At 30.7% G+C, this 22,878-nt stretch carries 16 protein-coding genes; 7 read left to right on the top strand and 9 right to left on the bottom strand.

From position 1 onward, the window contains the following. Positions 1-243 precede the first annotated feature (243 nt). From FBFL15_RS16615 to FBFL15_RS07055, 8 genes are all read right to left on the bottom strand, one after another. Positions 244-402, bottom strand: a complete 159-nt coding sequence (locus FBFL15_RS16615) for a hypothetical protein (protein WP_014083937.1) — start codon at positions 400-402, stop codon at positions 244-246. Positions 403-420: 18 nt separating this feature from the next. Then, entirely contained in the window at positions 421-864 is a 444-nt protein-coding gene (locus FBFL15_RS07090) for a DUF6934 family protein (protein WP_014083936.1), read from the bottom strand. Positions 865-1,286: 422 nt separating this feature from the next. Next, positions 1,287-2,423, bottom strand: coding sequence for a hypothetical protein (locus tag FBFL15_RS07085; RefSeq protein ID WP_014083935.1), 1,137 nt, complete (start codon positions 2,421-2,423; stop codon positions 1,287-1,289). Between the two features lie 324 nt (positions 2,424-2,747). Next, a complete protein-coding gene (locus FBFL15_RS07080) occupies positions 2,748-3,392 on the bottom strand; it encodes a hypothetical protein (protein ID WP_014083934.1) in 645 nt (214 codons plus the stop codon). Between the two features lie 552 nt (positions 3,393-3,944). Further along, positions 3,945-4,298: a DUF3667 domain-containing protein gene (locus tag FBFL15_RS16685; protein ID WP_044032204.1), complete on the bottom strand. Its 354-nt coding sequence runs from the start codon at positions 4,296-4,298 to the stop codon at positions 3,945-3,947. An 11-nt stretch (positions 4,299-4,309) separates the two neighbouring features. Beyond that, a complete protein-coding gene (locus FBFL15_RS07070; protein WP_014083933.1) occupies positions 4,310-4,561 on the bottom strand; it encodes a hypothetical protein in 252 nt (83 codons plus the stop codon). 619 nt (positions 4,562-5,180) lie between these two features. Next, positions 5,181-5,804, bottom strand: a complete 624-nt coding sequence (locus tag FBFL15_RS07060; RefSeq protein WP_014083932.1) for a CatB-related O-acetyltransferase — start codon at positions 5,802-5,804, stop codon at positions 5,181-5,183. 243 nt (positions 5,805-6,047) lie between these two features. Continuing rightward, on the bottom strand, positions 6,048-10,559 hold the full coding sequence (locus tag FBFL15_RS07055) for a translocation/assembly module TamB domain-containing protein (RefSeq protein WP_014083931.1): 4,512 nt from the start codon (positions 10,557-10,559) through the stop codon (positions 6,048-6,050). Positions 10,560-10,687: 128 nt separating this feature from the next. On the opposite strand from FBFL15_RS07055, the gene tsaD reads away from it, so the two are divergent. The 7 genes from tsaD to gcvP all read left to right on the top strand — a co-directional run bounded on the left by tsaD (position 10,688) and on the right by gcvP (position 19,740). Next, a complete protein-coding gene (tsaD, locus tag FBFL15_RS07050; protein ID WP_014083930.1) occupies positions 10,688-11,710 on the top strand; it encodes a tRNA (adenosine(37)-N6)-threonylcarbamoyltransferase complex transferase subunit TsaD in 1,023 nt (340 codons plus the stop codon). Between the two features lies 1 nt (position 11,711). Beyond that, positions 11,712-12,416, top strand: a complete 705-nt coding sequence (locus FBFL15_RS07045) for a 16S rRNA (uracil(1498)-N(3))-methyltransferase (RefSeq protein ID WP_014083929.1) — start codon at positions 11,712-11,714, stop codon at positions 12,414-12,416. A 19-nt stretch (positions 12,417-12,435) separates the two neighbouring features. Beyond that, the gene (locus FBFL15_RS07040) at positions 12,436-13,074 is read left to right on the top strand and encodes a DUF4159 domain-containing protein (protein ID WP_014083928.1); all 639 of its coding nucleotides are present in this window, start codon (positions 12,436-12,438) and stop codon (positions 13,072-13,074) included. Positions 13,075-13,078: 4 nt separating this feature from the next. Next, on the top strand, positions 13,079-14,170 hold the full coding sequence (locus FBFL15_RS07035; RefSeq protein ID WP_014083927.1) for an AI-2E family transporter: 1,092 nt from the start codon (positions 13,079-13,081) through the stop codon (positions 14,168-14,170). After that, positions 14,170-15,351, top strand: coding sequence for a class I SAM-dependent methyltransferase (locus FBFL15_RS07030; RefSeq protein WP_014083926.1), 1,182 nt, complete (start codon positions 14,170-14,172; stop codon positions 15,349-15,351). The genes FBFL15_RS07035 and FBFL15_RS07030 overlap by 1 nt, the downstream gene beginning before the upstream one ends. A 15-nt stretch (positions 15,352-15,366) precedes the next feature. Further along, the gene (locus FBFL15_RS07025; RefSeq protein WP_014083925.1) at positions 15,367-15,933 is read left to right on the top strand and encodes a hypothetical protein; all 567 of its coding nucleotides are present in this window, start codon (positions 15,367-15,369) and stop codon (positions 15,931-15,933) included. A gap of 963 nt (positions 15,934-16,896) precedes the next feature. Continuing rightward, positions 16,897-19,740 carry an aminomethyl-transferring glycine dehydrogenase gene (gene gcvP / locus FBFL15_RS07015; protein WP_014083923.1) on the top strand — a complete coding sequence of 948 codons (2,844 nt, stop codon included), beginning with the start codon at positions 16,897-16,899 and terminating at the stop codon, positions 19,738-19,740. A 510-nt stretch (positions 19,741-20,250) separates the two neighbouring features. On the opposite strand, the gene lon is transcribed toward gcvP, so the two are convergent. Further along, entirely contained in the window at positions 20,251-22,704 is a 2,454-nt protein-coding gene (gene lon / locus FBFL15_RS07010) for an endopeptidase La (RefSeq protein WP_014083922.1), read from the bottom strand. Positions 22,705-22,878 lie beyond the last annotated feature (174 nt).

Genomic DNA, 22,878 nt, shown 5'->3' with positions numbered 1-22,878 from the left:
TAAAAAAAAGAGGAACCAAATCATCTTGAAATGCTAACCAAAAACTTTTCGATAACTCCATAAAGTATTGACAGCATATAATCGGTTTAACTCATAGATTTTATTTTTTATTGGTATTCGTTTTCTTTCAGTTCGTTCAACAGGATTTTAACTCATTAACTATATTTTATAAAGGTATTCGTTGATTACAATTCATTGCTCGGCTTGCAGCCGCAACGAAAGGCTAGCTGTTGGTAGAGGTACTTATTTTGCCCATTGTTTAGGCAATCCTATTCTTTCAAATGTTTTATTAGCCTTTTCCAATTTGTCTTTAAAAAGATTTAAATTGTCAAACTTATTTAGAGACTTGTCCAATACAACAATTGGAGTTTTTCTATTTTTTAATTCATTTATATCCTTCATATTAAAAATATTAAATATTTATATTTTTCTTCTAACTAAAAAGCCTTCATATTCAACACCAACTTGAAATTCATCCCAATCATCTTCTAACTCCCCAAGAATTTCAAAATCACACTTAATTTCATTTATATACCTTGTTATTCCAATTCTATACAATCTAGTTCTGGCTTTAGTACTTCCTGACGCATAAACGCTAAAATTAGGATATTTATCAGTAAAAGCATAAACAGTTGATACAACAGTAGCTAAAACTTTTTCACTATCTCCATTGTTCGAAACAACTTCATCATCTATTTCTCCAGTTTGCAAGTCTTTATCTCCAAAAGCTAAATTATAAACATTATCAATATTCGTGGGTTGATACTTTACTAATTTATGAATTAGTCCTTTGTGTCCTTCACTAATAAAATCAAAAGACATTAATGTTTCACTAGATGATAAAGGATATTTTGGTAATTTCATTCATAAATTAAATATGCTACTAATATAGAAATTATTTTAATGATTTTTAAGCTTAATTTTTAAGTAGTCTTGTGTTAGTATTTCTGCCAACTTCAGTCTGTGAAAAAACTGCCTTTAAATATTTTTCAAAAATAATAAAAACATTGAAATAAAATAGCATTTATTTACAAATTTTCATAAAAAAAGAGGAACCAAATCATCTTGAAATGCTAACCAAAAACTTTTCGACAAACTCTATCAAGGGCTGTGAATGGAATTGGTTTAACTCATGGATTTTATTTTTTATAGGTATTCGTTTTCTTTCAATTCGTTAAACACGAGTTTAACTCATGGATTTTATTTTTTATAGGTATTCGTTGATTACAATTCATTGCTCGGCTTGCAGCCGCAACGAAAATCTGGCTGTTACAAGAAAGCCATATTTATTTTTTCCTCTTTTTCTTTGGCTTTTCTGGCATAGGAATTGGTTCTATATACGTTGATTCAATTATATGATCTACAGGAATTTCTTCTCCCTCTACTTCAGAAGGAAATTCTAATTCATTTCCATTACTTTTTTTAGGTGCATCAATTGGGAAAAGTGGATTTTTATCTAATTCTATTTTATTATAATCAATATTTGTAATATCATTAGGTTCAATTAAGTGGTATTTTAAAATAATATTTTCATCGTGATAATCTTCGGCTATGGCATCGGTATAATTTTTACCTTTTTGATAAATATCTTTATGAATGTATTTATTGGAGTTTTCGTCGAATACATAATTATTTATATCAAATATATTTTCTTGTTCGGAAAGATGATTATAGCCTGTGACAGATTTCAATTGGTCATTAAAATAGAACTCTTTTACATCTTTCTTTTTTTGAATTTCTTTTTTATATCTATTCAAAAATTGTAACATTTCTTCATCTCCTTTATCCTCTTTTTCGACTTTTTTAAATGTCCCCCAAGTGCAAACTAATTTTTTAGCTCCATTTTCGGTTATTATTTTACCAACGAAAGGTTTTTGCTCTGAAATAGTGGCATAATAAAATAATAGAAATTCATTGCAATTATTATTTAAAATAAAAGTGTTTGTGTTGAAATTGTGTCTATGGTTTTGAGTTTGTAATCCCAAACTCACAATATTTGGTTTTTTGGCAAAATCTAAAGTGTAGTGAGGGCTTCCGCCATTATTATTATCATCAAATATGGGTTGAAAGTTTCTATCATCTATTTTTATAAATATTGGGCCATCATCGTCAAATTTTCTTGTAAATGTAAAATTAGCACCAGTTTCAATTTTCATGTTTTTTCTGCCAATAATAGAAAATGCTTGTTTTGGAATATCTGGAGTAAATGAAATATCCTCATTTTCAAATTTATATACTCCAAAAACTAATGTAGCATAGTCATACAAGGCAAAAGTTCCATCTTCATAAATGGTAATTCCTCCACGACTGCCTTGGCTATATGTTCCTTTTATTTCCTCAAAATTTTGAGCAAAAATTATTTTAGTATTTAATAAAAATAACACTAATAAAAAGAAAAATTTTAAATGATAAGATATTTTCATAGTTTACTGTTGTGTTTTTTAGGTGACGGTTTTTCAATGGTCTCTTGTAACTTCAGTCTGTGAAAAATCTGTTGTTAAATATTTTTCAAAAATAAAAAAAAAAATGAAATAAAATAGCATTTATTTACAAATTATCATAAAAAAAGAGGAACCAAATCATCTTGAAATACTAACCAAAAACTTTTCGACAAACTCTATCAAGGGCCGTGATTGGAATCGGTTTAACTGATGGGTTTTATTTTTTATAGGTATTCGTTCATTTTAATTCATTGTTCGGCTTTCAGCCGCAACGAAACTCTGGCTGTTATAGCCAGTTTTCCTTTTTTACCAAAACTTCCACCATTTTTTCGTTATATTTTTTTCTAATGTCAGTTCATTTTTCCTAGGTTCAACTTTGTATTCTTCTATTAATTTTCCGTCAAAGTCAAATTTATATCTGTTGTACTCCCAATCAGTTGCTAAAATATAGTCGTCATAAACTGCTAAGTCATCAATTCCTTCTGCTGTTGTCCAAATATCTCTTCCCCCTTTTTGCCAAACTATTTTTCCGTCTTTGTCAAGTCTTGTGATTTCAAGTTCTCCGTGAACTACATAGTCTTTTTCGAGATAATGAATGCCAAAACAAGTTGCAGAGTCTGAAATCGTTTTCCATTCTAAATCCAAGTGAGGTATCGTCAACTTAAATACTGTATTTGAACAACAAACTAAAAGCCCACCATAACTAATTAAAGTCGTATTTCCTGTAATACCTGTCCCTCCACCTTCTGAACCAATTATACAACTTGATTTCAGGTCATCATCTTCAAAAATTTCAATTCCTATTTGAGAAATCAATGCACTTTTGTCACCACTTATAAATGTCTTATCGTAAGTTTTAATATTGTCCATAGAGTCAAACCGGTAATCAGATTCGTCAAAAAATTTGATTACTTGATTTTCTAAAACTAAAACTTCTATTGGCTCTTTCATTTCGTTGTGTCGTCCTAAAATTGGCTATAACGGTTAGGGGCTTTGCGTTCGGGCGGGAAATCGAAGCACAAATGCTGGTTTATTACTAATGTTTAATTGAAAAACTGCCGTTGAATTTTGCACTTCAGCCCGCCTGACGCAAAACCCTCGTTAGCAGAAGTTTCTCTATTTTTCATAATTCATCATTCCAATAATTATTCCTATGAACATAGATAAAAACATATAAGAAAACACAACTCCTAAACTTCTAATTATCAAAGATTTTTTGGAATACCCATATGTTACAAAAAATTGTCTATAAAACCAAAAAGCATATAACAATGTAGAAAGACTAATAAAACTATATACAATTGTCAATACTTTTATGTTGGTATAGAATATTGTTATTATAACAAATAAAAGTCCTATTAATGACTCTCCAACTGTTTTGTATGAATTAAGAACAAAATGTTCGGTTAAATTAAGTTTTGATTTTCTTTACCATAAAAAACTAAAAAATGAATAAAATGGAATTGTTAAAAGCAATATAGTTTTTGGATTTTTTTTAGTAAATTATTGAAATTCTTTCATTATTCCTTTACTACTCTCGGGCATTAAATCAGATAATTTCACTTGGGTATATTCACTCAAAAAATGAGAAATTCCGAGAACAAGTAGCAACAACGTCACAAAACTAAAATAGCCAACTCTTTTTCCTGAAATAAATTCTCTGATACTATGACCTGGTCTAGTAAATAATTCTCTAATCGTAAATAAAATTCCGTTGTCAATGTGCCAAATTCCGTGAATTAGGTCGTTTTCTATAAAATGCATAAAAGAGTATCTGTGAACAGATGCTTTTTGTCCACAGTTTGCACAGAATTTTTCAGCTACTTGTTTGCCACAGTTTAAACAATTTTCTGACATTGATTTTTCAATTATTTCTGTTCACGGTTTTTTATTTCCTTTTCAATTTGTCCTAAACGAGTCATAATTGGAAGTAATGTTATAAAACTACCACTCGCTACTGCAATTAAAGCGTAATTTTTACTTTTAACTGCACAAGCAATTAATATTACACAAGCTATAATCATCACAATTCCTAAGCCTGTTAAAATTCCTTTAACTTTCTTTTTTTCAGTGTTAAGCTCATTTAAAGTTAGTTCTGTCAATTTTTTGTTCTTTGTCATATTTTTAACGTAATGTTTGTTTGAAATCTCTGCTAACTAGTAGATATACGAAAGTTATTGCGTTTTTAACATTCTATATCCACTTCACAAAAGTACAAACAAAAAAAATACTAAGCAACTTTTTTATAAAAAAGCCACATGAATAAATATTATCGTAAAACAAACGTATCATTACAACTTATTTTTTTCAAAATTGTGCCAGCAGTTTGTTGCTGTATGTTCAGGGTTACTCTTGGTTCACATGAAGTTAGAAACAAGAAGTTAGAAACAAGAAATTAGAAGTGGGAGAACGAAAAAAAAGAAGTTTAAAAAAACTTTGGTGAGTGGGGACTGTCTGTTGGAGGTTGCCCGCATGAGGGATAGAGCAAGGCACCATGTGCTCGTGATAGCCCGACGGCAAAAAAAGGAAGCCCCGCCTGAAGGGTTTGGGGCGTGGGGGCTTTCTTTTTTTTGCCGGCATGCCCTAATGGTTTTGGTGTTGGTTGCTGTATTGGATTTTGTTGATTTAATCTATTGTTTGGTTTTTTGCTGTATCGAATTTGTAGGTATAGGTTCCGTAGAAACAAATAATTTGAACTATATAAAAAAAGTAAATAAAATTTGTTTTTTTTATCTATTTTTATAGTTTTAATTTGTTAATATTGTTGTCTGTTAGGTTTTGAATGTTTTTTGTTATTTTTTCAATATCCCAATTCCACCATTTGAGTTGTAGTAATTTTGAAATTGTTTCTTCGGGAAATCGTTTTTTTATTTCTTTTGCTGGATTGCCGCCTACAATTGTATAAGGCTCGACATCTTTTATAACTGTCGCATTTGTTGCAATTATTGCTCCGTCTCCAATGGTTACTCCAGCCATTATTGTAGCATTGTAACCAATCCATACGTCATTGCCAATATTTATATCTCCTTTTTGTGGGTAAGATTTATTGTCCATTGCGTTTTCCCAACCGTTTCCAAAAATGGCAAATGGGTAAGTAGTCAGCGCATTTGTTACATGATTTGCTCCATTCATTATGAATTTTACATCTGATGCTATCATACAAAACTTACCAATTATTAATTTGTCGCCTACAAAGTCAAAATGGTACTTTACATTTTTTTCGAAGTTTTCGACATGTTCGAAGTCATCATAATAAGTGTAATCGCCTACAATTATGTTAGGATTTTTTACTATATTCTTTAAAAAACATAGTCTTTCGTAATTGTGTAGGGGAAATTTAATGTCTTTATTGGGTCCTGTCATAAAGTTTGCTATTTTAGATTTCAGTCATTTTTAAAAAGACGCTCAACTAGTAAATCTTCAAAAGTAGTGGCGTTTTTTATATCAATTGATGTATAATCAAATATTATTTTTTTTACTTCATTTTATAAAATTTGCTTAGATATAATTAATATTTTTATTTATATGTAATAATAATCTTATTTTAAAAAAGGTTTTAAAATTGCTATACATAAGATGGTATCAGTACATTTCAATTTATTGAGGCTACATACCTTCTTTATTCAAAACGGCTTCTTTATTCAAAACGGCCTCTTTATTTATGGGTGGTGTTTCTTGTTCTTTTTTCTGATTTGAATTGGTTTTTTCTAATTTTTTACTTTTTGGTAACTCTTTGGTATTGAGGTTGTTATTGATTTTTTTGGCTCCTTTAAAAATTTTGTTGATCAATTCTTGGAATTTATTAAAATCTACTTCATAGCTAATTCCTAGGCCTTGAGTGTATCCTATTCCTTCGCCAATGTAGGTAACTTCGTTTTCTTTATTAAACATGGTAAAATTAAAAGAACCGTCATCATTTACTCTGTATCTGATTTCGATATTTCCTACTACAGCTGTTTGGCTTACTCCTCCAACAGGCACTCCAAATTGTCCGTTGATGGTAATTCTATCGTTAAATTGATAAACGCCCGACACTCCTACCCTACTTGTATTTTCTAGTCCTGGTGTTTTATCGGCTTGGTTATAAATTAAATTGACTTTGATTTTACTATTTGCATCTGTAAACAAATCGTCGAATAAACTACTTACTTTTTCAAACAAATTGCTAGTAACCATCGACGATTGATTGATTCCGTCTTGGCTTAAAAAACTTCCTGTACCAAGCAATATTAGGGCTTGTTTTTGTCTAATGTCTTTGTCATCAAGTTTGGTTTGAAGCTCTGATTTTAATATTGGGCTTACAGTAGGAAAATCAATTGCAAAATCTGATTCAGGATGGCTCATATTGCCCGTTATCCCAATGGTTACCGAAACAGGTACTTTTTTATTTACAGTACTCAAATTATTATCCAATAATGCCGCTGGATTTGCCCAAATATTGTTGTAAACTGCTTCTAAATTGAGTTCTGCTTTTAATGGGTCGCCTTGCCAAGCAATAGTCCCTCCTTTTTTTACATCAAATGTTTTATCGATTAATCCATAGTATTTGAAAAAATATTTTCCTTCAAATATAATAAAGTCACCTGTCATATTGAATTTGCCTAATGTATTGATGGCTAAATTTAATGAACCAAGCCCTTTTCCAGACATTCTGTGTCCTGTGTTTTTGTCTAAAATTACTTCTATTTCGGCATTTTGATTGATGTCTAAATCAAAATTCATTTCTAATCCATCATAATTTCGAGTGGCAACAATGCCTTTTTTGATGTTTTCTTTTTCTTTTGGTGTTGTAAAATGGATATAATCATTATCACCTACCGCAGCAGCATCGCTAATAGGGATTTTAATTTGAGTTCCTTTGTTGGATTTGGCATTAACGTTAATCACTAACGATGCTACCGGCCCTTTGATTTGTGCTTTTCCATCGATAAATGCTTTTCCATAATAGGCCGCATCGTCGTGGTCTTGTGTGTCTATGGCTATTATATTTTTGGAGGCAACTTCTAAATTCAATTGCCAATTGTCAAATTTTTTGTGCTGGATGTAGCCATTCAATTGTCCACGGGTTTTGTAAACAACATCTTGCAAATTGAGATGGTCAAAAATAAATTGGTCTTTTGTAATGGTAACTATACTGTTGTCATCAAATCCAAAAGCGGTATTCAAATAAGGTATTTTGAGTCCAGCATTTTTTACATACAATTTTCCATCTATATCCATGTCTGTAACGTTGCCCCTTAGTTTTGCCTGTCCTGTTGCAAATCCTTTAATATCGGAAATTGTTGTGCCTCCAATACCACCTAAAATTCCTAAATTGAATTGGTCAAAATTCAAATCTAAATTGATTTGTGTTTTGTTATCTATAACAGATAAATCGCCTTTGGCTACAAAAGAGGCTACATTTTTATTTTCGATACTCGACAAAATATTGAATTTTTGGAAAGCATCATCGCCAGCAATGGCTAAATTCAAATTGCCTAAATCAATTGCATTAACCTTTAAATTTGTAATGGTTACATCGGATTTTGGCTGATAAATACTGTTTATTTGCTTCAAATTGACTTCGCCATCTAAAACACCATCAAATTTAAAAGCCTCTAACTCTGGTGTAATTTCATTTAGCTTTACGTGTTCAAACCGCAATTGTAAATCTTTTTGGGTTTTACTTTGTAAATTTCCATTCAATGAAATTTTTTCGTCATCGTGCGAAAGGACTATATTATTGAAATCGAAATTATGAAATCCTTTATCAAACACTACATTATTGTCGGCTGTTTCTTTTTCGTTCAAAAACCACAAACTTTCCTTAAATTTAACCTCCGATTTCAATATTCCAACTACGTTTTTTCGGTCTTTATTTAAAGTATGGTACAAATTCAGTTTATAAAAATCACGGCCTTTTTTTCCTCCTTTAAATTCGGTTCTTATCAATAAGGAGTCTTTTTTAGTAATGTTAATCAAACTAAAATCGCTCATTTTATAACCATCTGTTTTAATGCTATCCATTTGAATATAAGCATTATACAACGGATTTTTGTTGTCTATTTGGATGTCTATTTTATCAAAAACATTTTGATATGCTTTTATTTCGGGCGATTTAAAATTCATCTTAAATCCATTATTGTCTGAATTCATACTGCCATTCATCACGGTTTGGTTTCCAATTTGAATTTCAGGATAAAAAATTTCTATTATTTTATTGTAAATATTAAAATCAAACTTCAAATATTGGCCTTTTGGAATGATGTTTGGTTTATAATTAGTGTATAAACTACCCAAAGCATTTTCGAGCATTTTTTGCAACATGCTAAATTGAAATTTTCCAACCACTTTTCCTTCAATAATATCTGGCGAATTAACCGAAATTGTTCTTACTTTCTGATCGTCGAAACTTGATTCAAATTCAAAATCTTCAAAATAATATACATTTTTTGGATTTTGATATTCTAATTGATTAAAATTGACGTGTCCTATTAAATTATCAATAGAATTTCCAGCAACATCAATGGTAATATTTCCTTTTAGGTTTGAAATGGGATCTGAAATAAAATTCAATTTTTTAAGGTTGGCAAAACCTATTTTGGCATTAAAATCATAATGCTTGTTTTGGGAACCCAAATCGACTATGCCATCAAAATCCAATAACAAATTAGGGTCGTTTACACTCAATTGACCTTGAAACAATGATTTTTCATATTGTCCATTTACTACCACATTTGTATAATTGTAGCCGTGATATTGTATGGCAGTAACATTTCCTAAAAACTTAGTATTCAAATACTTTTGAACAAAACCAATACCATTTACATCCAAATCAAGGCTTACTTTGCCTAAATTGGGTTCGTTTACAAATGTACCCAAATCAAAGGCATCCAACATGATATTTCCTTGATAACTGGCATTGTCTATGTGATTGATATTGGTCATTGCCAAATCTGAACTTATTCCTCCTAAATCAGACAACAAATTGAACTTTGTTTTTATGGTACTAACGGTAATTTCTGCATCGCCTTTTAATGAAAACTGACCTAATTTTGCAATATTCGAGGGTAAATTTTTGCCTAAAACATTGGGTAATAACTGAATCAGATTTGAATAATTTGATGCTACTTTATCAAAAGTACCTTTCATATAAAACTTTTGATATTCTTTGCCAAATAAATTTTTAAATTGAACATTTCCAATAATTTGAGTGTTTTTGTCGTCTATCAATTTCAATTGTGAGGCATACAAATTATTAAGTGTCCCACGAAGTGTCGTTTTTAAATTAAACTTTTGATTTTTTCCAATTTCATCATAAAAAAATCTAATGTCGTTAGTAGCCAAATTGGCATCGTTGATCATGACATCAAACAGCACTTTATTATTAAAATCGGCAAAGTCTTTTCGTTCATAATTCAAAATAACTTGTCCTTTTAGTGCTGATTCTGTGGTAGTTACATCTAAATTTAAAAGTTTGATTTGTTTTTTTGTATAAGAAAATAAGGTGGACATATTGGTTACAAACAAACCACGATGGTCCAAAAAAGACATTTTAGGAATATTCATAGTTACATTGGGCCCTAAAATTTGAAAATTTTTAAATTGGGTATTTAATTTTTTTAAATCTAAATCTTTAGGGTTTTTCCTGTTTTCATCTGTAAGCAAAAACCTTGCATTTGCAATAGAAACGGCTTTGGCTTGCATCAAAAAAGGACTTGTAGATTTGGTTCCATCGTCAAAAGCATCGATAAATCGATCCAAATTACTATCGTTTTGTCCTTTATAGGTTTTTAAATTCAAATAAAAACCATCTAAATAAATGGATCCAAAAAGCAAGTCGCCATCAAGCAATCTACGCCCATCTAATATATTAGTATTCAGATGTTTAGAATAAATTAAAGTGTCGTTTTTATAATCTTTAATCAATACATGTTGCATTTTTACCCCTCCAAAAGCTGTAAAAGTGAGTTGCTCAATATTGATGTTTGTTTGATATTTTTGGTTGATTTTATTTGTAAAATAATGTCCTAAAGCGGTTTGAACAAAAGGTAAACAAAGCAGTATTCCTGATACTAATATAAGTAAAAGAATGCCTAATAATAAACGGGCTGTTATTTTTTGAATTTTTTTGATCAATTTTTTTTTGAGAAATTAAAGATTATTAGTTTAAAAATAGAAATAAAACTATAATTTTGTAAACCGCTGTAAAATTAAAAATTTTTACAGATATAATAGCAATAATACACAAAAATCGTGCCTTTTATATGCAAAATAAAAACGTCTATATTCTTGCCATCGAAAGTTCCTGCGATGATACCGCTGCTGCCGTTTTGCAAAACGACAAAGTATTGTCAAACGTTGTAGCTAACCAATTGATTCATAAACAATATGGTGGCGTAGTGCCAGAACTTGCCTCGAGAGCCCATCAACAAAACATTGTTCCTGTTATTGACACAGCACTAAAAAAAGCCCAAATTAGCCCATCGCAACTCCATGCAATTGCTTTTACACAAGGGCCAGGACTCATGGGGTCGTTGCTTGTAGGTGGGTCGTTTGCCAAATCAATGGCTTTGGCACTTCAAATTCCGCTAATAGCAGTCAATCACATGCACGCCCATATTGTAGCACATTTTATAGATGAACCAGAATTTGACAAACCAACTTTTCCGTTTTTGGCCTTAACAATTTCAGGTGGACATACTCAAATTGTTTGTGTAAAAGATTTTTTTGACATGGAAATTATTGGTCAAACAACAGATGATGCCGTTGGCGAAGCCTTTGACAAAAGTGCCAAAATACTAGGCCTGCCCTATCCTGGAGGCCCATTGATAGACCAATATGCTCAAAAAGGCAATCCAAAAGCATTTGTATTTACAAAACCAAAAGTGCCACATTTAGACTTTAGTTTTTCAGGTTTGAAAACCGCTATTTTATATTTTATCCAAAAACAACAAGCCATTAATCCCAATTTTATCCATGACCATTTAAACGACATTTGTGCTTCCATTCAACACACCATAGTCGAAATTTTGATGGACAAATTAAAATTAGCAGTCAAAGCAACAGGCATCAAACAAATTGCCATTGGCGGAGGTGTATCGGCCAATTCTGGCATTAGACAAACTCTAAAAAATGCTGAAAAAAAATATGGCTGGAAAACCTATATTCCAAAATTTGAATATACCACAGATAATGCTGCAATGATAGGTATTGTGGGGTATCAAAAATATTTAACCCAAAATTTTGAAAACACATCTGTAGTTTCAAAAGCAAGAATTGAATTTTAATATGCAATTATTTTATAATCCAGATATAGATCAAGAAACAATCACATTTTGTTTTGATAAAGAAGAAAGCAAACACATTATCAAAGTGTTAAGAAAAAAACTAAACGATATTTTATATGTAACAAATGGCAAAGGCTTTTTATTTGAATGTGAAATCATATTAGAATCTGAATCAAAATGTACTGTACATATCAACGATTGTAAAGAAATTAGTCCAAAAAAATATAAAATTCATTTAGCCGTTGCCCCTACAAAAATGAATGAAAGATTTGAATGGTTTTTAGAAAAAGCAACTGAAATTGGTATTGATGAAATAACACCTATAATATGTGATCATTCTGAAAGAAAAATTATTAAAAATGATCGTTTTGAGAAAATAATTTTAGCGGCCATGAAACAATCCAATCAATATTATTTACCCAAATTGAATGCAGCAATACCTCTTAAAACTTTTTTGAAACAAACTTTTGAAGGTCAAAAATATATTGCACATTGTGAAAATGATCAAAAGAACACTTTAAAAAGTGTGATGAAAAGTAATCATAATATTTTAATGTTAATTGGTCCTGAAGGCGATTTTTCAACCTCAGAAATCCAAGCAGCACTGGCAGAAAATTTTGTGCCCGTGAGTTTGGGTAATACCCGATTGCGAACAGAAACTGCCGCAATTGTTGCTTGTCATAGTATAGTGTATCATAATGAATAATATGTATAATAATCTAATAATGAAAAAAATAGCACTCCTAATGGTGTTTTTAAGTTGTAGTATTTCGGCTCAAGACATTGCATTACTCAAATACAATGGTGGTGGTGATTGGTATGCAAATCCTACGTCGTTGCCCAATTTGATCCGCTTTTGCAATCAAAATTTGAACACTAAAATCAAATCCAAACCCGCAGTGGTTATGCCAAACAGTCCTGATTTGATGAACTATCCCTTTATTCATGCCACTGGGCATGGAAATATCGTTTTTAGTACCGCAGATATAGAAAATTTAAGAAATTACCTAACATCAGGAGGGTTTCTACATATTGATGATAATTATGGTATGGATGTATATATTAGAAAAGAAATTAAGAAATTATTTCCAAATAATGAATTAGTTGAACTACCTTCGCAGCATATCATTTTTCAAAAACCTTTTGTTTTTTCGGATGGTATTCCTAAAATTCATGAACATGATGCAAAAAAACCACAAGCTTTTGGTATTTTTTTAGAAAAAAGACTGATTTTGTTATATACATTTGAAACCGATTTAGGCGATGGATGGGAAGATTTAGAAGTGCACAACGACCCAAAAGAAGTTCATGAAAAAGCTTTGAAAATGGGAGCCAATATTATTCATTACGTTTTTAATAATTAACACCATGATTACTTCAAAAATAATTGCCCAAGGCATTTTAAAATCAGTCCTTTATTTAATTCTTATAACTGTTTTTTTGTATTTTTTATACGAATTACAAACCATTTTGCTTTACATTATCTTATCTGTTATATTGGCATTAATACTCAACCCTTTTATTGAATTTTTAAGAAAAAAACTAAATTTTTCAAATAATTTGGCTGTTATTACATCAATTATTGTAATATTTTTAATTTTTATTGGATTCATCATGATGTTCATCCCATTAATAACAACACAAAGTAAAAATTTATCGTTGTTAAATATCAATCAAATTGAACACAATATTGTCAATTTAATAGAAAAAATAAAAATTTATTTATTAAATCACAATGTAGATTTGAATAAAATAGTTAAAAAAAATGACATTACATCAAAAATCAATTTAGATTTTATTCCAAATTTTCTTAATTCTACTTTGTCTTTATTAGGTAATTTTGGAATGGGGTTTGCCTCAATTTTATTCATTACTTTTTTTATTTTAAAAGACAAAGTACTTTTTATTATTGGAATCAAGAAGTTGATACCCGATTCGCATGAAGAAAAAATCCTAAATTCGTTACATAAAACAAACGAAGTTTTAAGTAATTACTTGATTGGTTTGATTATTCAACTGACTATTGTTTTTGTACTATACCTCATTGTTTTATTAATATTTGATATCGAAAACGCCTTTATCATTGCTTTTTTGTGTGCTTTACTCAATATTATTCCTTATATTGGGCCAATGATTGGCTCTGTTATTGCGGCTTTATTAACGATGTTGAATTGTATTGGAGGCGATTTTCAAACTCAAATATTACCTACAACTTTGTATGTGATGTTTGGTTTTATTTTGGTTCAAATGATAGACAATAACGTTTCCCAACCCATGATTTTTTCAAAAAAATTGAATTCACATCCATTAGAAATATTTTTGATCACTTTAATTTTTGGAACCCTTTTTGGTATTGCAGGAATGATCATTGCCATTCCACTTTATACTATTTTGAAAGTTATTTTGAAAGAATTTATGCCAAATAATAAATTAGTCATAGCATTTACAAAAAACGTATAATGGACATTTCTACAATTTTATTGCCTGATATTCAACGTTTTATTACCAACAATATTGGAAAAGAAGTAAGTCAATTGGCATTACAAAAAAATCCATTTCCTGAAGTAGATTGGCCCTCAATTTTAAATCAAATTGCTGCAAAAACTAAAGCAAAACATAAATTACCCACCTTTTTTAATGCCCAAAATATTATTTTTCCATCAAAGATAGCCGTCGAACAAACTTCGTCAGAAATTACAGCTTTATACAAATCAAGGATAGTTTCTGGAAAAAGTATGATTGATTTAAGCGGTGGTTTTGGAGTTGATACTTATTTTTTTTCAAAAAAAGTAAATCATATTATACATTGCGAAATTAATGAAAGCTTATCTTTAATAGCAAAAAATAATTTTAAAGCTTTAAATCAGACAAATATTATAGGTTATAATGGCGATAGCACTGTCATATTAGAACAGTTAAACCAACAATTTGATTGGATTTATATAGATCCGTCTAGGCGACATGAATCTAAAGGAAAAGTTTTTTTATTAAAGGATTGTGTCCCAAATGTAGCTGAAAATTTAGATTTTTATTTTAAATATTCTAATAATATACTTATAAAAACTGCAACTTTATTAGATATTACCGCAGGATTAAAGGAACTTCACTTTGTCAAAAATATCCATGTGGTGGCTCTTGATAATGAAGTAAAAGAATTATTATGGGAAATTCAAAACAATTATACAGGTAATATTACTATTAAAACGATCAATATAACCAAAAATGAAGAAATTACATTTGATTTTTATAATGATTCAAATGAAGACTACGCATTATATAATTTACCACAAAAATATATATATGAACCCAATGCCGCTATTATGAAATCTGGTGGTTTCCAAGCCATTTGTACTGCATTTCAGGTACCAAAATTACATCAAAATAGTCATTTGTACACATCAAATGAGTTAATTACCTTTCCAGGACGTATTTTTAAAGTGGAAAATGTGTTTGTATATCAAAAAAATGAGCTGAAAAAGTATATTGAAAATCAAAAAATGAATGTTAGTTGCAGGAATTTTCCTGAATCTGTAGATGTAATAAAAAAGAAATGGAAAATAAAAGATGGAGGCAATAGCTATTGTTTTTTTACTACTAATTTGAATAATCAAAAAATAGTTTTAATTTGCACCAAAATTTAAAACAAACAACATAAAATGAAAAAATTCCTATTTTTATTGATCTATTTCATAAGTCATTCGCTTTTGGCACAAAAAGAATGTGAATACAGTTCCAATGTAAAAGACAGTTTAGGTGTTTATAAAGCTACCAAAGAATATTTGATACACGAACATATATTTGCTGGAAATTCTAGGTTTATATATTTTTCTTTAATCAATTCTGATGGTTTTCCAAGTTTGTCTATTCAATTTATTACAAAAAATAATAATTTTACAAAGGCAAAATGTTTAGATAAAAATTCCAAATTGTATTTTCAACTTCAAAATGGAAAAATCATTACGCTTTTAGCTATGGACAAAGAAGATTGTGGTACTTCGTTGATGGATCATACCAATACTACAACAAAAATTCTTACAGGATATTTTATGTTTATACAAGGCACCATGGAAGATTTAAAACAATCACCTATTTCATTTATGAGGATCAAATTTACCACGGAAACAGAAGATATCGTGTTTAAAAAAACATTACATTCTGATTTAGATGGCATATACTATGAACCTGAATCTTATTTTATAAATTATTTGAAATGTATTGAATGATTTTTTTTTACAAAAAATAAAGCATTAAGTACCAAATAATAGGAATACTTTCTACCCAAAACCTTGTAAAATATTTTGATTTGATCGTATTTGAAAATAAAATACTTAAAAATATTAAAATATATATAAAAAATTTAATGAAATCAATATCATTTGACATAATATTAATAAAAAATACAATTATTAACAATAAAAAACCTAATAATTTTGTTTTATGAATTCCAATAATTTTAGGTATGGTTACTATATCAATGTCGTTTTTTAGATCGGCAATTTCAAATGGAATCAATAATGTTATGATCAATACAAAACGTTCAAAAAACACAAGAAAGACTTGACTTTGAAGGTGGGTATGCTGTAATAAAGGTAAAAAAACCGTAACTAAACTCAAACAAAAGCTTACATAAATTAATTTTAAACTGGTTATTTTTCTTATTTTTGGATAAATAAAAATCATAGTGACCAACATAATTAATATTATTTGCAATAAAAATATTAATTGACTGTAAAAAAAACAAAAAATTACAAAAATTAATGTGTTCAAAACAAAAAACCATTTGAATTTGTGCCATGGCATTCTTTTTGAAATAAAGCCATCAGCATATTTCAGAAAATTATACCCAAAAACAGTACCCAAAAAAACAACTATGGCCAAGTTATGATCTGGTTTTAAATGCAAATAATAATACGTTATTTGTACCATACACCACACCTCAAATCCGATGTGCAAACTGTATGAAAGGTATAAATCAAAGCATTTATGTAGCAATTTCATTTTGCAAAATTAACAAAACGATTTCCTAAATTATTCAAAATAGTTGATAAATTATTAAAAAATACATTAAAAAAACAATCATTATTAGCCAATTAATATTTAATTTTGCCATTTCAAAATTATACCATCAATTTTTAAACCTGTTGATTATTAGCAACATGATTTAAAAAACATAACTATATCTACACATGAAAACAGATGCTTTTGCTTTAAGACACATTGGCCCTAGTGAAAATGATGTTCAAAAAATGCTTCAATTTATTGGTGTTTCCAGTACAGAACAACTCATTTCTGAAACTATACCTGCCGATATTCGCTTAAAAAAACCTCTAGAATTGGCTCCTGCCATGACAGAATATGAATTTGCAAACCACATACATGAATTGGGAAACAAAAATAAAATTTTCAAATCATATATTGGTCTAGGTTATAATCAGGCAGTAGTTCCAGCAGTCATTCAACGCAACATATTTGAAAACCCTGGTTGGTACACTGCTTACACTCCCTATCAAGCAGAAATTGCTCAAGGCAGATTGGAAGCTATTTTGAATTTTCAAACCATGGTTATAGAACTTACTGGAATGGAAATAGCAAATGCTTCATTGTTAGACGAAGGTACGGCAGCTGCTGAAGCAATGGCACTTTTGTTTGACGTTAGAACTAGAGATCAGAAAAAAAATAATGTCAATAAATTTTTTGTATCGGAAGCTATTTTTCCTCAAACCCTTTCTGTTTTACAAACACGAGCAATGCCTATTGGTATAGAAATTGTAATTGGAAATCATGAAAATTTTGATTTTTCATCAGGTTATTTTGGAGCAATTTTACAATACCCTGCTAAATTCGGACAAATATATGATTACACCGATTTTATAACTAAAGCCAAATCTAATGATATAAAAGTGGCGGTAGCAGCAGATATATTGAGTCTTACTATTCTTACACCTCCTGGCGAAATGGGTGCCGATGTTGTTGTTGGCACAACCCAAAGGTTTGGAATTCCTTTAGGCTATGGCGGCCCACATGCTGCCTATTTTGCAACAAAAGACGAATACAAACGCAGTATGCCAGGTCGTATCATTGGCATCACTATAGATGCTGATGGCAACAGAGCTTTAAGAATGGCTCTGCAAACCAGAGAACAACACATCAAACGAGATAAAGCTACATCAAATATTTGTACTGCACAAGTTTTACTCTCTGTAATGGCTGGGATGTATGCCGTGTATCATGGGCCAAAAGGCTTGCAATATATTGCCAATACCATTCAATCATTAGCTTATAATCTTGCTAAAGAGCTTCATAATTTAGGATATATTCAAAAAAATACTTCTTATTTTGATACAATTGTCATAGAAGCCGAACAATCGATCATACAACCTTTGGCAGAAGCACAATCCTATAATTTTTATTATATCGATGAAAAAAATATTGCTATTTCACTTAATGAAACTACAAGTATTAATGACGTTAACAAAATTCTTGAAATATTTGCATCTGCAAAAGGTCAATCAGTTGAAAAACTTAACAGTTTAGATGAAAATTCAGCAATACCATTACATTTAAACAGAAAATCCGCATTTTTACAACACGAAGTTTTCAATAAATACCATTCAGAATCGGCATTGATGCGGTATATCAAAATGCTCGAACGAAAAGATTTATCGCTCAATCATTCTATGATTTCGTTAGGATCCTGCACAATGAAATTGAATGCCGCAAGCGAAATGTTACCATTAAGCAACCCGCAATGGAACAATATGCACCCTTTTGCTCCAATAAACCAAGCATTAGGATACCAAGAAATGTTAAGCAAATTAGAACAACAATTAAGCATCATTACAGGATTTGCAGGAACAACCTTACAACCCAATTCTGGTGCACAAGGCGAGTATGCTGGTTTAATGGTCATTAGAGCTTATCATCATGCCAGAGGCGATTTCCACCGAAATATTGCTTTAATTCCATCCTCTGCCCACGGAACAAATCCAGCCTCGGCAGCCATGGCAGGCATGCAAATCATAGTTACCAAAACGCTCGAAAATGGCAATATCGATGTGGAAGATGTAAGAGAAAAAGCCATTTTATATAAAGATAATTTATCATGCCTCATGGTAACTTATCCTTCTACCCACGGAGTTTTTGAAAGTACAATTAAAGAAATTTCTCAAATTATACACGAAAACGGTGGTCAAGTATATATGGACGGTGCCAATATGAACGCACAAGTTGGCCTAACCAATCCTGCTACTATTGGTGCCGATGTTTGTCATTTGAATTTACACAAAACCTTTGCAATCCCTCACGGTGGCGGTGGACCTGGTGTTGGGCCAATATGTGTTGCCCCACAGTTGGTACCATTTTTGCCAAGCAATCCTATTATCCAAACAGGTGGCTCTCAAGCCATTACAGCCATTTCAGCAGCCCCTTGGGGGTCTGCCTTAGTCTGTTTGATTTCTTATGGCTACATTTGCATGCTTGGCGAAGAAGGGCTTTCAAAAGCAACTACAATGGCTATTTTAAACGCCAATTACATCAAAGAAAGACTCAACGGACACTACGACACCTTATATTCTGGCGAACAAGGAAGGGCCGCACACGAAATGATTTTAGAATGTCGCCCGTTTAAACAAAAAGGCATCGAAGTAACCGATATTGCCAAACGTTTGATGGACTTTGGTTTCCATGCCCCAACAGTTTCCTTCCCTGTTGCCGGTACACTGATGATAGAACCAACAGAAAGCGAAAACCTTGACGAACTAGACCGTTTTTGCGAAGCGATGATTAGCATCAGACAAGAAATTGAAAACGCTTCAATCGAGGACAAAAACAATGTTTTGAAAAATGCACCCCATACACAAGCCATGCTAACAGCAGACGAGTGGAATTTTCCATATACACGTACCCAAGCCGCTTTTCCATTAGACTATTTAAAGGAAAACAAATTTTGGCCTACCGTTCGCAGAGCAGACGATGCATTTGGCGACAGAAATTTAGTTTGTAGCTGCGTCCCTATCGAAGCATACCAATAATATTGAAATAAAAAACCTCGATTTTATTAAAATTAATCGAGGTTTTTTTTTAATTGAAATCAAATTAATAATATTATTATCAATGTCGTTTTGATAAGTATTTATTCAAATCAATCATCTTTATCAAAGTTTAAAATTTAGACAAATATGTAGTGCAATTATTATTATTTTAAGGTTATGTAAATAATATCGCTATATTTATTTCAAATATTATAAATAAAATCACCTAAAAGGTTATCTTTTATCGGTTTCATATTTTAATATTTTTCAAAATATAAATGATGTGGGCATGTCCCTCCGTAAAACTACGGGTCGGGCTTTTCGTTGCAATCTTTTTTGTTTTTAAAGAAAAAACAAAAAAGGATTTCCACTGCAATCCCTCACGCAAAACCTGCAATCAACTTTATTCTGACAAAAAAATCATGTACCATTTTCAATATAAATAAAAACAAAAAAAACCTCTATTAAGAGGTTTTTTTTTAAAATTAAATTTTTTTTAATATTTTAATACTACATTAATTCCTTAAAATTTTTAACTTTTTGATTGGTAATTGCTATTGCAATTACTTCGTGCATTTCTTTCACATAATGAAACGTTAAACCATCAATATATTCAGGTTTAATTTCAGCTACATCTGATTTATTTTCATAACATAATATAATTTCTTTGATATTGGCTCTTTTTGCAGCCAAGATTTTTTCTTTAATACCACCAACAGGCAATACTTTGCCTCTAAGTGTAATTTCACCCGTCATTGCAAGGCTTTTTTTAACTCTTTTTTGAGTAAACAACGACACCAACGAAGTAAGCATGGCAATACCCGCACTTGGTCCATCTTTTGGAGTTGCCCCCTCTGGAACATGCAAATGAATATTATATTTCGATGGCAACTCAGGGTTGATGCCAAGTATTTCAGCATTAGATTTGATATATTCCAAGGCAATTGTTGCTGATTCTTTCATGACATTACCAAGGTTTCCAGTTATAGACAAACTGCCTTTTCCAGCAGAAATTAATGATTCTATAAACAATATATCGCCACCAACAGATGTCCAAGCCAAGCCTGTAACTACACCCGCAACCTCATTGTTTTCTGCTTTGTCTCGCTCTAATCTTGGAACACCTAATATAGTAACAATATCTTCATCTGTTAGCTTTTTATTATATTCCTCTTCCATGGCAACACATTTTGCAGCATTTCTAACTACTTGTGCAATTTTATTTTCAAGGCCTCTTACACCAGACTCTCTGGTATATCCTTCAATTATTTTTTCAAACTGTTTTTTGCCAATACTCAAGTGTTTAGCATTTAATCCATGTGCTTCCAATTGTTTTGGAAACAAATGCTGTTTGGCAATTTCAATTTTTTCTTCTATTGTATATCCAGACATTTTAATGACTTCCATTCTATCGACCAATGCAGGCTGAATGGTGGACATTGTGTTTGAAGTAGCAATAAACATGATTTTTGATAAATCATAACCTAATTCTAAAAAATTGTCATAAAAAGAATTATTTTGCTCAGGATCAAGCACTTCCAATAATGCCGAAGACGGATCGCCATTATGGCTATTAGATAATTTATCTATTTCATCCAAAACAAATACTGGGTTTGATGTTCCCGCTTTTTTCAAACTTTGGATAATTCTACCCGGCAAAGCCCCAATATACGTTTTTCTATGACCACGTATTTCCGCTTCGTCTCTCAAACCTCCTAATGATATTCTTACATATTCTCTACCTAATGCTTCTGCAACCGAACGACCAATTGATGTTTTTCCCACTCCCGGAGGGCCTGTTAAACACAAGATAGGCGATTTCATATCGTTGCGAAGTTTCAATACTGCCAAATGTTCTATCATCCGTTTTTTAACTTCGTCTAATCCAAAATGATCTTTATCCAAGATTTTCTGTGCTCTTTTAAGATCAAAATTATCTTTTGAATAATGCCCCCATGGCAAATCCAAAAACAATTCTAAATAATTTCGCTGAATTCCATAATCTGGCGATTGTGGATTGGATCGAATCATTTTTGAAAGTTCTTTTTCAAAATGTTTTTGAGTTTTCTCGTCCCATTGTTTGGCTTTAGCCTTGGATTTCATTTCTTCTATCTCGTCTTCATGCGATACCCCACCCAATTCTTCCTGAATGGTTTTCATTTGTTGATGTAAGAAATATTCTCTTTGTTGTTGGTCTAAATCAAATCGTACTTTTGATTGAATATTGTTTTTTAATTGCAATTTTTGCAATTCTAAATTCATAAACTTCAACGTTTCTAATGCCCTTTCTTTTAAATTCAAAATACTCAAAAGAACTTGTTTGTCTTTAACATCCAAATTCATATTTGAAGATATGAAATTGATTAAAAAAGGCTTACTTTCAATATTTTTTATTGCAAAAGTGGCTTCAGACGGAATATTTGGATTATCATTTATTATTTGAATGGCCAATTCTTTTATTGAATCGATTATAACATTAAACTCTGAATCAGATTTTACAGGTCTTTTTTCATTAATCGATTGTATATTAGCTACAAAATAAGGATCTTCTTGTATAAAATCAACAATTTTAAATCGTTTAGTTCCTTGCAAAATAACCGTGATATTGCCGTCGGGCATTTTCAAAACTCTTAATATTCGAGCAACAGTACCCATTTTGTGTACTCCATCTTCTGTTGGGTTTTCCTCTGCTTCGTCTTTTTGTGCTACAACTCCAATAATTTTTCCAGCAGCATTGGCATCATTCAATAATTTGATGGATTTATCTCTTCCCGCCGAAATTGGAATTACAACACCTGGAAACAAAACGGTGTTTCTCAAAGGCAATATGGGTAGCGTTTCTGGCAAAATTTCATTGTTCATTTCTTCTTCGTCTTCTTTTGATAGTAGAGGAATCAATTCTGAATCTGAATCAATTTCGTTTAATGACATATTGTCAATTGTAAATATTTTATTATCTGACATATCGTTGTTTTAAAGTCATTTTGGCATTAATAAATTAAGTATAATTGAAAAAAAAGTACTTCATAAGCAATTAAAATTGAAATGATAGTAAAATATCAATTATAAATATGAGAACAATTATTATTCAATGATTGTGCCAAAAACAAAAAAACCGCCAATTAGGCGGGATCATTT

It is taken from the genome of Flavobacterium branchiophilum FL-15, assembly GCF_000253275.1.
GTDB classification, from domain to species: Bacteria; Bacteroidota; Bacteroidia; order Flavobacteriales; family Flavobacteriaceae; genus Flavobacterium; species Flavobacterium branchiophilum.
Note: the sequence above shows the minus strand (reverse complement) of the source record. Positions and strands in the feature narration are given on the sequence as shown.